Below are 14,260 nucleotides of genomic sequence, written 5' to 3'. Positions count from 1 at the left end.
GTTATGATCAGGAACTATTTCAAGATGGCGGTGCGAAACCTCAGGAGACACTCCCTGACTTCGTTCATCAATTTGTCCGGCCTGGCGATCGGGCTCACCTGTTGCCTGCTGATCCTGATATACATCCTGCACGAGACCAGCTACGACCGCTATAACCGCAACGCCGACCGCATCTACCGCGTGGCGCGATACTTTAACGGGCCCGATGGGAACCCCTCCCTGCGGCTCGGGACGGTGGCCCCGCCCGTCGGTCCGCTGCTCAAGAACGACTTCCCCGACATCCAGCAGGAGACCCAGGTCTACCCGTTTGGAACGCTGGGTTTCCGGTATGGCGATAAAAAATTCAACGAGCCCGCCTCTGCTTTTGTCGACGCGGCTTTCCCCAAAGTGTTCGACCTGGCCATGGTGTCCGGCGGCGACCCGTCCACGGCGCTGGCGGAGCCCTACAATGTGCTCCTCACCGAGGACGAGGCGCACAAATATTTTGGGAGCGACGAGCCCGTGGGCAAGGTGATCCGCTACAACAACCAGGTCGATTTCAAGGTCGCGGGCGTCTATAAAGCCCTTCCCCGGAACGCCCACTTCCACCCGGAGATGCTCCTGTCGTTCCCGTCGCTGCGGGATACCACCATTTACGGCGCAGACCTGCTCCGAACCAACTGGGGCGATAATTCTGTTCTTACGTACATCCTGTTGCCTTACGGGTATCCAGCGGCGTCGCTGGAAGCAAAGCTGCCTGCCTTTATGGACCAGCACGCGCCCACCTATGGCTCGCCCATGAAGCCCTCCAAGGCCTCATCGCTCCACCTGCAAAAGCTCACCGACATCCACCTCCGCTCCCACCTGGACTTCGAGGTGGAAGAGAACGGGGACATCGTCAAGGTCTACATCTTCGCCGCCATCGCGCTGTTCATCCTGCTCATCGCGTGTATCAACTATATGAACCTGTCCACCGCCCGCTCGGCCCTCCGGGCCCGCGAAATCGGTATCCGCAAGACCGTTGGGGCGGGTAGGGGAGAGCTGATCCTCCAGTTCCTGGCGGAGTCGGTGCTGATTACGTGGATGGGGATGTCACTGGCGGTGCTGCTGACCGGGATCCTGTTGCCCTATATGGGCGCCCTGGCGGGGCGGCAACTGTCCATGCAGACGCTGTTGCACCCTTCGGTCTTGTGTGCGTTGTTCTTACTTCCGTTTGCCGTCGGCCTGTTGTCCGGTTTGTACCCGGCGCTCGTACTGTCCGGTTATAAACCGGTGAGCGTTTTGAAAGGCCTTTTCAAGGCGAATACCTCCGACCTGTCGCTCCGCCGCGTACTGGTTGTCTTCCAGTTCTCGATATCCGTCGTCCTGATCATCTGCACCTGGATCGTGTACCAGCAGATCCGCTATATGGTCGATACACCGCTGGGCTACGAAAAGGACCACCTCGTCCTTTTCCGGTATGAGAGCGAGCTGTCGACCTCCTTCGACGCCTTCCGCACCCAGCTGATGGACGACGGCCGCGTCAAGGACGTAACCCGTTCCTCCCGGATACCCACGGGCCGGCTCCTCGACGAAATGGGCACCCAGTACGTCGAGAACGGGAAGACCCAAAACGTAAAGGTCGACCTCCACTACGTCGCGGTGGATGAGAACTTCGTCCCCACCTACGGCCTCGCCCTGCGCGCCGGCCGGAACTTCTCCAGGGCCTACGCCACCGATACCGCGGGTTTTATCCTTAACGAGACCGCGGTCAGGGTGATGGGCTGGACCCCCGAAAACGCCATCGGCCGCCAGATGAAATACGGCAGCCAGGAAGGCCGGGTGATCGGCGTGATGCGGGACTTCTATTTCGAGTCCCTCCACCAGCAAATATCCCCGGTGATCTTTATCTGGGGGCCAAACAGCAACTTCAACAACTACGTCACCGTCCGGGTAACGGGCAGGGACGTCCCCGGCGCGCTGGCCCACATCGGTGAAGTCTTCCGCCGCTTCATGCCGCAGAAGGCGTTCGAGAGCAACTTCCTGGACGCCAACTTCGACAAGATTTATAAAACCGAAATCCGCCAGGGAGCGATCTTCTCCCTGTTCGCGGGGATCGCTATCTTTATCGCTTGCCTGGGTTTGCTCGGACTGTCTGCCTTCACCATATCCCAACGGGTAAAGGAAATCGGCATCCGAAAGGTCCTGGGCGCCGGTACCGCCAGTATCGTACGGCTGATCTCGATCGACTTCCTGAAGCTCGTCGTCGTCGCCTCGGTGGTCGCCTTCCCGGTCGCCTGGTACGCCATGCACCGCTGGCTCGAAGGCTTCGCCTACCGTATCCCCGTGCGCTGGTGGGTGTTCCTCGTCGCCGGTGTCGTCGCGCTGCTCATCGCCTTCGTGACGATCAGCGTGCAGACGATTCGCGCGGCGATGGCGAATCCGGTGAAAAATTTACGATCGGAATAGCGCCCCCGGCTACCGGTCGGCCGCCTCACGGATGGCCGCCCCAAAATTTGTATTCGAATAATAATTATGATAACTATGAACTGTGTAAAGAGCTTCATCCTGGTACCCCTCGTTTTTCTTTCCTTCCTGCGGGCCGCGTATTCGCAGGACACGACGGCGCGGACGGATGGTGAAACCCTTACCCTCAAACAATGCGTGGACATCGCGATCAAGAATAACATCACGCTTAAGACGACTATCCTGCAACAAAAGAGCGACTGGGTCGCTTACCAGGGATCGATCGGGAATATACTGCCCGGCGCCAGCGGGAGTATCTATCACCAGGACTACAACGGCCGTAGCATCAACCCGTATACCAACCAACCGGTAACCCAGCAACAGCTCACCGGTTCTTACCAGGTAAATGCGAGCATCGCGCTCTGGAACGGCTCCAGCCTTACCCACTACCTCAAGGCCAACCGGGAAGCGTATATGGCCGGGGGTATGGATGTCCAGCAAGGGAAGGACAACCTGACCATCACCATCATCCTGGATTACCTGGCCGTGCTTTCCGGCAAGGAACAGCTCAATGCGGCGATCTCCCAGGATTCCGCGACCCGGGAACAGGTCCGCGTCAACCAGGTCAAGTTCGACCAGGGCGCTATCCCCCCCGGCGACTATTATAACCTGAAAGGTACCCTCGGCCAGAACGACGTCGCCGTCGCTACGGCCATCCAGAACCTGGAGACGGCAAAGATGAAGCTGTCGACCGATATGAACATCCAGTATTCGACGTCGATCCAGCTGGTGCCTTTTGCCGATACCTCCGACCTGCAACCGTATCCGTACAGCATTGAAGAGATGTACGCGTATTCAGTGACGCACCTGCCGCTGATCGAATCCGTGGACATGAAGGAGCGCGCCGCCCTCAACGCCGTGAAGGGTGCCCGCGGGGCCCTGCTCCCCGGTCTCTACCTGGGAGGCGGCGTGGCCACCAACTATTCCAACCTGGCGCAGGGGCAGACCCTTATCGGCACCACCCAGCAGGAGACCAGCCAGTATGTTACGGTAGGGGGCACCCAGTACAACGTGTTCGTCCCTTCGGACAACTACAACCCCTACACCTACAAGTACGGCTACCAGCTAAAGAACAACATCAACTACTATATCGGTCTCCAGCTCCAGATCCCCATCCTGAACGGCTTTTCCGCGAGGAACCGCCTGCGCAACAACCGTATCACCGAGGAACAGGCGCACTTCAACCAGTCCACCGCCCGCATCCAGCTGCGCCAGTCCATCGCCACCGACTATATCAACATGACTGCCGCCTACAAGTCTTACGTGGCCCTCGAACGCGAGGTCGCCGACTTCGGCAACGCCTACCAGGTCGCCAAGGCCCGCTATGACGCCGGCGTCATCACCAGCTACGACTTCGTCCTGGCCAAGAACAGCTTCGACGCCGCGACCGTGAACCTGATCGGCGCGAAGTACAATTTTATCCTTCAGACAAAAATTCTGGACTATTACATGGGAAGACTATCCCTCTAAACCGTTTGGCGCCGCTCTTTACGCGGTGCCCGCGCCCCGCTTATGCGGCGCCCTCCATTACGAAGCGGTATCGTTGGGTGTCATGGAGGCTCCATTCCATGTTCGCCGCGATGATGTGCTCGAGCGAACGGACATAGTGGGCCAGCGCCGGCGACATGTCGGCCCCGATACCGCGGGAGAGGCCCACGAACCGTCGCACGTCCTCCTCGTGGATGGACGCGGCGTCGCGGACCGCCTCCGCCAGGGAATATCCACGCTCGTGCGCCAGGACCAACGCCAGGTTCCCCTTGTCGCCGCGGGCCAGCTCTTTATCCAGGGAAAAAAGGTCGTTCGACCAGCAAACGATGTTGCAACACAACAACCGCAGGGCGGCCACCACCGGGTGATCCCGTTCGCGCGGCTGAAGGACGTGCCCGCAGAGGATTTCGGAAAGCGCCGGTTCCAGGTGGACGGCGCCCAGGTAAGGACGGTATTGCGTATAGGCGGCCACCGTCGGCCAGGCGTCCTCGTCCAGCCACCGGGCCTCGAGCTTACAGGCGTCCAGGTAACGGAGTAGGGCGCCGGCGCAGTGGGCCTCCCAGTCGCGGGAGCCCAGCATCTTCATGTCCTTCCAGAGGTCGTCCAGCGCGCGCACCAGCGGCTCGTCGCGCTGCGCGCCATCGCCCCGAGCGCCGGCCCCGCCCCGCGGCACATATCCCGCCAGCGCCAGCGTAATCTCGCTGGAAAGCCCCCGCACGTGTTCGTACTTCTGACCCAGCGGCACGCCATCGCAACTATCATCCAGGAAAAAAAGCCATACGTTGAAAGCCGCGGCCAGGGTCAGCTGCGGGAGATCGGCGTCCGGGAAGCACCGGGCCGCAAACCAGGTAAATTTGGACCTGCGGTAGTCCTCCGGCGTGGCAAAACCTACGTCGCCCACCCACCGCGCCACCCGTTCGTCCGCCTCGCGGACGTAGGGGTTCAGGACAGATCGAAAAGGCGCCGAGAGGGTTGGTATCCGGATTTCCATACATTAATCTAACGATATTATGGCAGCGCCGGCTTCTATTTCCGGAGTTTTTCCCCCCGGTTCGGTTACCTTTGTGTTATGCGGCCTCTTTGTCTTTTGCTCCTCCTGGCGGTCCTGGCTTGTCATTCCGCCAACAAAAAGAAGCTTCCTTACGACAGCTCCAACGTCGTCCCCGGTGGTAAGGACTCCCTCAGCGCGGCCGCTCCCCAGGACGTCGATTCCCTGGAGGCCCAGATACACGCCCCGGATACCCTTTTCGAGGACGGCAGCCGCCCCACCTCCTGGGCCCGCGCCGGATTCAACGACCCGGTGGGTTTCAAGCGTTTCCTGCTGACCTTCCGCGGATGGGTCCAAAAGGACCAGGTCGACAGCATTTCGGACCACATCCGCTATCCCCTCCGTGCCGCCGGCTCCCCCGGCTGGTTCCGCGAGCGTTACCCGCACCTCTTCACCCACACGCTCAAGGCCGTGATCCTGCGCCAGCGCCTCGACCGCATCTTCCGCAACGGGCAGGGCGCCATGCTGGGTACCGGCGAAATCTGGTTCGTCGAGTCGCACGGGCGGTATTGGGTGAGCGCGATCAATTGACGCGCCGCCGGTGTTTGAACGGCTTGTCTTACTTTCGCTACATGATCAGACGACTGTGCGCCGCCGCCGCTACCTGCGCCACCCTGCACGCCTCCGCCCAAACCTTTTGCAACCCCCTCAACCTGCCGTACCATTTTCAGGCCCCGGGCCCTGTCCGCCGCGAGGCCGCAGACCCGGTCATCGTATTGTACCAGGACAAATACTGGCTTTTCGCCAGCAAGCAGATCGGCTATTGGTGGTCGGACGACCTGTTGAACTGGCACCAGGTGCTGCCGACCGGTTTACCCCTGTCCGAATACGCGCCTTCGATCACGGTGGTGAACGGGCGACTCGTCTATATGAGCAGCGGCAACAAGGGCGCCTTCACCACCGCCGACCCCGTGGCCGGCCGCTGGACGCCCATCGGCCCCTACAAACCAGGCGCCGCCGACCCCGAGCTTTTCCAGGATACGGACGGCAAGGTCTACCTTTACGACGGGTGCTCCGACAAAACGCCCCTGCGCGTTACCCGGCTGGACCCCGTAACCCTGCAACCCCTCGGTGAATTCCGGAACGTGATCGCCTACGATACCCTCCATCATGGCTGGGAAAACGAGCCCAGCGCCCCCGGCCGGGCCCCCTGGATCGAGGGCAGCTGGATGAATAAGCTCAACGGCCGCTACTACTGGCAGTATTCGGCCCCCGGCACCCAGTATGCCTCCTACGCCGATGGCGTATACGTGTCCGATCACCCCGAAGGTCCGTTCGTCTACCAACCTTATAGCCCCTTCTCCTTTAAACCCACCGGCTTCATCGCCGGCGCCGGCCACTCCTCCACCTTTGCCGACAAGACCGGGAACTTCTGGCACATCTCCACCGGTACGATCTCGGTACGGCATATGTTCGAGCGCCGGCTCGTGCTGTTCCCGGCGGCGGTCCTGCCCGACGGGCAACTCATGGTCGATACCTACCTGGGCGACTATCCGCAATGGGCGCCCGGGCGCGATACGCCGGTCGACGGCGCCCCGGCAAACGGCGGCAGCCCGGGGGCCGCGGAAGGCGACAACCACCCCCGGTGGATGCTCCTGTCCTATAAAAAGCCCGCCACGTCCTCCTCCACGCTGAACGACACCTTCGCGGTAAGCAACGCCTTTGACGAAAACATCCGTACCTGGTGGTCCGCCGCTACGCCGCGGCCAAACGAATGGGTGGAGGTCGACCTCCAAAAGACCTGCACCGTCAACGCCATACAAGTCAATTTCGCCGACCAGGGTATCGACGCCGACAGCCTCGCCGGCGGAGACGTCTTACAACCCGGCGATGGTTACGCCTATATCATCGAAGGTTCCAGGGACCATCGAAAATGGGCGCCCCTCGTCAGCCGGCGGACCAACCGCGATACCCCGCACGACTATACGCAACTCGGGGCACCCGCGCCGGTCCGCTATATCCGCATCACCAGCCTCCACAACCCGGCCGGCAGTCTTTTTTCCCTGTACGACCTTCGGGTATTCGGCAACGTGGCCGGCCCGGCGCCCGCGCGGGTGCGTAACCTGACAGTGAACCGCGACGGGCGCAACGCGCACCTCGAATGGGAACCCACGGACGGCGCCCAATTCTACATCGTGCGCTACGGTATAAAACCCGACAGGCTGTATGGAAATTACCAGGTATACGACGGGCATAGCCTGGACATCCATGCGCTCAACACGGAGACCCCTTATTACTTCACCGTCGATGCCGTAAACGAAGCGGGCGTCACAAAAGGAGTGCGGCCGCAATGAACCGAGTTATCCTCCTGCTCCTGGCGGCGGCTATGACGGAACATGCCGTCGCGCAAGCGCCCGATAGCGCCATCGCCGAGCTCACGAAAGTATGGGCCGCGCACCGCCAGCCCCGGCTCTATCTTGACCTGGACAAGTCGGTCTATGCGGTCAATGAATCCATTTTTTTCACCGCCTACCTGCTTAACCAGGGCGGCGACACGACGCCCCCGCATACCGTCTATGCGGTGCTGGCGGACCCGGCCACCGGGAGCGTTGCGGCGACGGGCCGGGTACTCCTCCAGGAAGGCATCGGCAGCGGGTCCCTGCAGATCCCCGACAGCCTAGCCAGCGGGACATACCGGTTGATGGCGTATACGAACGATGCCTTTGCCGGTCGGGCGACCCCTTTCGAGTTACCCATCACCGTGAGGACCGGCCGCCGGGAGGCCTTTTCGCTACAAACCACGATCGACACCCTGACCGTGCGCTGCCGCGTTACCACCGACTATGGCGGTCTCGCCGCGGGCGGTGTTTTCCGCTATACCCTGACCGGCGACGGCCAGCCGTTGCAGAGCGGCCAGGCCGTCATCGACGCCTTTGGCGAAGTGCGATTGACGCTGGCACCCGCCGATACCCTGAAAAACAGCCTGACCCTGTCCGTCACCGTGAGCAGGGATAAACGCGCGCGGCACTTCTGGACGACCCTGGACCCCACACCCGGACGGATACGGCTCCGTTGTTTCCCTGAAGGCGGGGAGCTGGTCGACGGACGTACGGGCAGGATCGGGATCGCCCTCACCCGCGCAGACGGGATGGGCGTGTCCACGACGGGCCGGATCACCGAGGACGGCAGCGACGTCGGTTATTTCCAGACCGACGCCCTAGGGCTTGGGTACACCGACTGCCTGGTCCACACCGGTAAGACCTACGCCGTCGTGCCGGACGATCTGCCCGGCGGCTCTTATATACGGGGCGCGTTCCCGGAAGTACGGCCGGACGGCTTCACCCTTATGCTGAATACAGCCATCGCCACCGACTCCCTACGGATGGCGATCACCGGTCCCGGCCCCGGCAGCCGCTGTTTGCTGTTGATCTACAACAACACCGACGTCCTCTTTTCGGCCGGGCTGACCCTCAGGAACGCATCGGGCAAGTTAACGCTGCCCACGCAGGGCTGGAGCAGGGGACTGGCGACCATCGCCCTCTTCGATAGCGCCGGCCGCCGGCTGGCCGCCCGGGCGATATACGTGCCATACCGGCCCGTACACGCGCAGCTGACCATCGACTCGGCCGTTCACCATGCCCGTTCGCTGGTGACCTTACGGCTCCGGTTAACCGACGAAAAAGGCGGCGCGGCGCCGGGCGTATTTTCTTTTGCCTCGGCATTGTCGTCGAGGTCGGCCGGACGCGGCATCGACGCCGCCCTGAAATACGACGGCGACGCTTCCCGCCTGCTCCCCGTAAAATACCTCGACACCGCGCTGGAGACCGCGCTGCTCACCGAGCTAAGCCCCAAAACACCCTGGGGGAACGACACCGCGACGGAAGGGTCCCCGCGCAGCGAAGACCACGGCTATGTCCTTTTCGGGGAGCGCCGCCTGAAGCATCCCATGCCGCTGATCGTCCTCGGCAAAACCGTATACGCTTTCCAGACCGATTCGAACGGGGCATTCAGGATTCCATACCAGGCCCTCGTCGAACCGGAGGGTTCCCGGCCGCCCATCCTTTCGGTCGCGGGTAAGGGCGAAGCCGATGGTTACCACCTGGTTATCGAAAACGATTACGATAGCCTCGACGCACGGCTGGCCCGAACCGCGTATACCCCAAAGCCCAAAGCCGTCGAAGACAGCACGGAGCCCGAAGAGGCCGCCGCCGCCGGTTTTAACGCCGTCAAGACGCTGAGCCGCGTCGTGGTCCGGGCCGAAGATGCCAACTGGGACGACACCTACAGCAAGGGATGCCGCGACTACGTCTGCCAGTTCAACGTATTGAATTGTAAGACGCCGGGCCACGAGATCGGGAGCCGCCGCCCGAGAAAGGGGGAACAATATATCTATGGCAACGGACCGTCTTTCGGTCGGGGTTATATCGTCTACGATCACTGTATGGATACCGTTTTGCCGACGTTGTCGGCGATCCAGCCCATCACCGTTCCAGCCCGGGCCGTCTACAATTCGGACAGCGCCAACCTGCGGGCGCCGGAGCCCGTCACCTTTTCCACGCTGGGCTGGATGCCGCTCCGCGCCACCGACAAACAGGGTGAGGCCGTCATCCGCTTTTACACCGACGACCTGAAGGGGCGGTTTACGGCTACGGTACAAGGTATCTGCAATTCCGGCGCTTTCGAGGCCACGGTTACTTTCCGGGTGGATTGACCTCCTTGAGTCGGTTTCCATGAATTGGCTACCTTCAACAAAAATAGCGAATCTGCATAGGGGTAAAGTACAACTGGGTTGTCTTATTCGAAAAGCAGGACTTTGACACCTCAACTCGTCAGCATGGAGGAATTTCAGCCGGGACCCGGCGGGTTTACCGACGAGGCATTTGAACGCTTGTTCAAGAGCCACTTCCGAAGGTTGCACGCCTATGCCTGTACCCTCCTCAGGGACGGCAGCCAGGCCGAGGAAATGGTACAGAACGTCTTTGCCCGGCTCTATGAGCGGGCAGGTGAGGTCCGTATCGAAACCTCGACCGAGGCCTACCTGTACCGGTCGGTGTACCACGAATGCCTGAATCATCAAAAGCACCTCAAAGTGAGAAGAGCCTACCAGGCCCACGCCGTCCGTCAGGGCGAGCCCAGCTCCGGCGGCCCCGGTTCCCCGTTAAAGGAGCTGGAAAGCCGGATCAGGGGGGCTATGAACGAATTGCCCGAGCAGTGCCGCACCATTTTTCAGCTGAGCCGTTTCGAGTCCCTCAAATACCGCGAGATCGCCGACCACCTGGGTATCTCCGTAAAGACCGTGGAAAACCAGATGGGTAAGGCTCTCCGAATCCTGCGGGAGCAGTTGATCGATTACCTGCCCGTGATATTGATCATCGTGTTGAAAACCATTTTGTATGTCAGCGCCCCGTTTTGATCCCGCGATAGACGCCCTCCTGGTCAAGTACCTCCTGGGCGAGGCCACCGCCGCCGAGCGGGAACAGGTCACAGGATGGTGCGCGCTCGACGCCGCCAACCGCCGCTACTTCGACCACTTCCGCTTGCTGTGGGACGCCAGCCGCGCCCAGGCCCCGGCCGAGCCCGTGGATGAGATGGCCGCCTGGGAAAGGTTCCAGGCGCGCCGTGCCGAGCCGGCTATGTCTCCGGTCCGCTCGATCCGCCGCCACCGCTCCCCCTTACTCTGGGTCGCCGCCGCCGCCGTTATCGCGCTGACCGCCACCGCCATCTGGGGCTACCTCAACCGCACCCTGACGCTCCAGTCCAACGCCATCGCCCTTACCCAAACCCTGCCCGACGGCTCCCAGGTAACGCTCAACAAACACTCTTCATTGAAATATACCGCCCGCTTCGACCGTTCGGTGACGTTGGACGGCGAGGGCTTTTTCGACATCCGCCAGAACCCCGCCCAGCCCTTCCTGGTAAAGGTCGGCGCCGCCACCGTCCAGGTGCTGGGCACGTCCTTCAACATCCGCCAGGGCGACAGCGCCACCATCGTAACCGTTGAAACGGGCAGGGTGGCCATACGTGTCGGAGGGGACCGTCAACAGGAGATCGGCGCGGGACAGGAGGTTCGGATAACCGCCGGGGGCGCCACGATAAGGACCACCACCGACCAGCTGTATCAATACTACCGCACCCGGGTTTTTGCCTGTCACGCCACGCCGCTCGGCCGGTTGGCCCAGGTCCTGAGCGAGGCCTATGACACGCCGATCCGCATCGACACGCCCGGCGCGGCGGACCTGCCGCTGACCGCGACCTTCCGGGACGAGTCGCTGGACCAGGTCCTGGACGTCGCCACCAAAACCCTTGGGCTCAGCTGGTCCAGGCAAGGACAGGAGGTGGTGATCCGATGAGATCGCTGTTCGTGCTCCTTTTGGTGGCGTGCCTGAGCGGCGCGTCCGCGCAGTCCTATCTCGACCGGCAGGTCACCCTGCACGTGCGCCGTCAGCCCCTGGCGCGGGTGCTGGATACCCTGGCGCGGCGGGCGGGGTGCGGTTTTTCCTATAACAGCAACATCCTGCCGCAGGACAGCCTGGTAACGGCCTCGTATAACCGAGCGTCGTTGCGGCAGGTGCTCGAGGGCCTGCTGGGGACGGGGTACCAATACGTCCCCAGCGGCCGGTACCTGATCATCCTGAGGCAACCGCCCCCGCCCAAAGAAACGTCCTGGCTCCTGACGGGGCACGTGCTCGACGCGTCCACGGGAAAGCCCCTCTACCAGGCGAGCGTATACTTACCCGATCAACTCCAGACCACCCTGACCGACGAGCAGGGTTTTTTCCGTTTGCGCCTGCGGGAACGCAACCGCGCGCCGACCCTTACGGTCAGCAAGGAATGGTACCAGGACACCACCTTATCCGTCGCCGGTGAACACGCCGGCGAGCAGGAATACACCATTGCGATCAGCCCAGCCCGGGTCACCGAGATCGCGCCCCTGACGATCTCCACGGGTATAGAGCACAACTGGTGGGGACGCTTGTTCCTATCTTCGCGGGAAAGGATCCAAAGCATGAACCTGGCCCGCTTTTTTACCAGCGAGCCCTACCAGGTCTCGCTGCTGCCGAGTCTCGGCACCCACGGCCGGATGGCCCCGCAGGTCACCAACACGGTTTCCCTCAACCTCATCGGCGGCTACAGCGCCGGTACGCGGGGCGTGGAGCTGGCCGGCGTCTTCAACCTCGACAAACGCAGCGTTGGCATGGTGCAGGCCGCGGGTCTCCTGAACGTGGCCGGCGGTCCCGTCGTCGGCGCCCAGCTGGCCGGCGCCGTCAACAGCGACCTGGATTCGGTAAGCGGTTGTATCGTCGCGGGTTTTGCCAACGTCGTCCACGGCCCCGTCGCGGGTCTCGAGGTGGCCGGCTTTGCCAACCTGTCGCGCGACTCGATCCGCGGCGTCCAGGTCGCCGGCGCCTACAACCGGGCGCCCCGTATCGACGGCATGCAGATCGGCATCATCAACCATGCCCGCCGCCTCAACGGTTTCCAGCTGGGCATCGTCAATATCGCCGATACCTCCTATGGCTACAGCCTCGGCCTGGTCAGCATCGTCCGCCACGGCATCCACCAGCTCTCCGTCTCCTACGGCGAAACGACCGGTTTTACCGCCGCCTACAAAGGTGGCAACCCCGCGCTCTACAGTATCCTCCTGGGTGGGTACGACCCTCGCGGCGGCTACTTCAGCATGGGCTACGGCGTCGGTCACGCCTTCCACTTCCACACCTCCCCCTGGGGCCTCCTCCTGGAACTGACCGGCGAAACGATCAACGACCAACGCTGGCGCTCCGTCGGCGCCATCTACCGCCTGACCCCGGCGGTCACGTTTCGGTTATCCAGCACCGTTAGCCTCTTCGCGGGCGTCCGCGCTTCGCTCTTCGCCGCCAACCGGCACCCGCCCGCCGACGAGCACGTCCCTCCCTCCTTTGCCACCGACTGGGATCCCCGCACCTCCGGGTGGATCGGCGCGACCGCGGGGTTGATTTTCTTTTGACGCCCCGCGGCGCCCCGGCGCCGCCCATTTTTTCCCGCGGTCGTAGGGGTATCTTCCTCTTGCGTTGTCTTGCTGGTGTAAATCCACGACTATGCGCATCCAACATCTCGCTTTCTTCGCGCTGCTCTTCGCGCAGCGCGCATCGGCCCAGGACTCAGTCACCTACAAACCCCTGCCCCTGCAGGTCTCGATCGTCCCCGGCATCAGCAGCCACGGCCGCGCCGACCGCCAGATCGTCAACCATTTTGCCCTCAACCTCGTCGGCGGCAGGGAAGCCGGTCTCCAGGGAATGGCGCTCGCCGGCGCCTTCAATATCGACGCCCACAACGCCGGTTATATACAGGTCGCCGGTCTTTTCAACACCGTCGGCGGCGCCGCCACCGGCGTTCAGCTGGCGGGTGTCCTGAACCGCACCCGCGACTCCGTCCGCGGCGTGCAGGTCGCCGGTCTCGTCAACCTCGCCGGTGATTCCGTGCGCGGCGCCCAGCTGGCCGGGCTCGCCAACGTCAGCCGTCACAATGTCTACGGCGCGCAGCTGGCCGGTCTCTATAACCAGGCCATCTCCGTCCGCGGCGTCCAGATGTCCGGCCTGGTCAACCGGGCCACCCGCGTCCACGGCGCCCAAATTGGCCTCGTCAACATCGCCGACACCAGCGACGGCTACACCATCGGTCTCGTCAACATCGTCCGAAAAAACGGCTTCCGTCAGGTATCCGTATCAACCGCCGACGTCACCGGCGTCACCGTCGCCTTCAAAAGCGGCACCCGCCGCCTCTACGGCATCGTCCAGGCCGGCGCCCAGGACTGGTCCGGTCTCCACAACTACTCCGTCGGCGTCGGTCTCGGCACCCAGATCGACCTCGGCAACCAGTGGATCTTCAACGGCGAAGTCGTCCATCAGCAAGTCTTCACCGACAGCTGGAAATTCCTCGGCGAGATCGTCCGCGGCCAACCCACCATTGGCTTCCGCATCTCCCCCCACGCCATCCTCGCCGCCGGCCCCACCCTCAACCTCTACGCCGCCCCCACCAAGCTCCCCTCCGGCTCCCACGTGTCCGACATCCCCGGCACCGGCTGGCCCTCCAACGGCTGGGGCAAGCACACCGAGGTATGGCTCGGCGGAGCCGTGGGCTTGAGCTTCTTTTGATTTTTGCTTTAGACGCCTATTTTACTTTGCCGCCAGCACATCCAGCTGCTCGATGAGCGGCGCCTTTGCCAGCAGCTCCGGGGCTTTGGCCATAAGGGCTTTGGCGATATCGCCGGCAAGATGAGCCTGTCTGCCCGACTGTTCTTCAAAGGTGTCGAAAATGCCAAAA

10 protein-coding genes are annotated in these 14,260 nt (G+C 62.5%); 9 read left to right on the top strand and 1 reads right to left on the bottom strand.

Annotated elements, in window-relative coordinates; all coding sequences use genetic code 11:
- Positions 1-3: 3 nt before the first annotated feature.
- Together VL547_RS14250 and VL547_RS14245 are read left to right on the top strand one after the other, a co-directional pair.
- Positions 4-2,427, top strand: coding sequence for an ABC transporter permease (locus tag VL547_RS14250; RefSeq protein WP_325578902.1), 2,424 nt, complete (start codon positions 4-6; stop codon positions 2,425-2,427).
- 75 nt (positions 2,428-2,502) lie between these two features.
- On the top strand, positions 2,503-3,954 hold the full coding sequence (locus VL547_RS14245) for a TolC family protein (protein ID WP_325578900.1): 1,452 nt from the start codon (positions 2,503-2,505) through the stop codon (positions 3,952-3,954).
- Between the two features lie 40 nt (positions 3,955-3,994).
- On the opposite strand, the gene VL547_RS14240 is transcribed toward VL547_RS14245, so the two are convergent.
- The gene (locus tag VL547_RS14240) at positions 3,995-4,963 is read right to left on the bottom strand and encodes a terpene synthase family protein (RefSeq protein WP_325578898.1); all 969 of its coding nucleotides are present in this window, start codon (positions 4,961-4,963) and stop codon (positions 3,995-3,997) included.
- A gap of 78 nt (positions 4,964-5,041) precedes the next feature.
- Between VL547_RS14240 and VL547_RS14235 the strand changes: the two genes are divergently transcribed.
- The 7 genes from VL547_RS14235 (at position 5,042) to VL547_RS14205 (ending at position 14,091) form a co-directional block, all read left to right on the top strand.
- Positions 5,042-5,551 (top strand): hypothetical protein, encoded by a 510-nt coding sequence (locus tag VL547_RS14235; RefSeq protein WP_325578896.1) that lies wholly within the window; start codon positions 5,042-5,044, stop codon positions 5,549-5,551.
- A gap of 41 nt (positions 5,552-5,592) precedes the next feature.
- Positions 5,593-7,314: a family 43 glycosylhydrolase gene (locus VL547_RS14230; protein WP_325578894.1), complete on the top strand. Its 1,722-nt coding sequence runs from the start codon at positions 5,593-5,595 to the stop codon at positions 7,312-7,314.
- The gene (locus VL547_RS14225; protein WP_325578892.1) at positions 7,311-9,671 is read left to right on the top strand and encodes a hypothetical protein; all 2,361 of its coding nucleotides are present in this window, start codon (positions 7,311-7,313) and stop codon (positions 9,669-9,671) included. The genes VL547_RS14230 and VL547_RS14225 overlap by 4 nt, the downstream gene beginning before the upstream one ends.
- Before the next feature lie 102 nt (positions 9,672-9,773).
- The gene (locus VL547_RS14220; RefSeq protein WP_325578890.1) at positions 9,774-10,373 is read left to right on the top strand and encodes an RNA polymerase sigma-70 factor; all 600 of its coding nucleotides are present in this window, start codon (positions 9,774-9,776) and stop codon (positions 10,371-10,373) included.
- The gene (locus VL547_RS14215) at positions 10,354-11,310 is read left to right on the top strand and encodes a FecR family protein (protein WP_325578888.1); all 957 of its coding nucleotides are present in this window, start codon (positions 10,354-10,356) and stop codon (positions 11,308-11,310) included. The genes VL547_RS14220 and VL547_RS14215 overlap by 20 nt, the downstream gene beginning before the upstream one ends.
- The gene (locus VL547_RS14210; protein WP_325578886.1) at positions 11,307-12,944 is read left to right on the top strand and encodes an STN and carboxypeptidase regulatory-like domain-containing protein; all 1,638 of its coding nucleotides are present in this window, start codon (positions 11,307-11,309) and stop codon (positions 12,942-12,944) included. Before VL547_RS14215 ends, VL547_RS14210 begins: the two co-directional genes overlap by 4 nt.
- Before the next feature lie 91 nt (positions 12,945-13,035).
- Positions 13,036-14,091: a hypothetical protein gene (locus tag VL547_RS14205; RefSeq protein WP_325578884.1), complete on the top strand. Its 1,056-nt coding sequence runs from the start codon at positions 13,036-13,038 to the stop codon at positions 14,089-14,091.
- Positions 14,092-14,260: the final 169 nt, after the last annotated feature.

This window comes from Dinghuibacter sp. (assembly GCF_035492835.1).
Taxonomy (GTDB): Bacteria; Bacteroidota; Bacteroidia; order Chitinophagales; family Chitinophagaceae; genus Dinghuibacter.
This window is presented reverse-complemented; position numbering and strand designations above follow the sequence as displayed.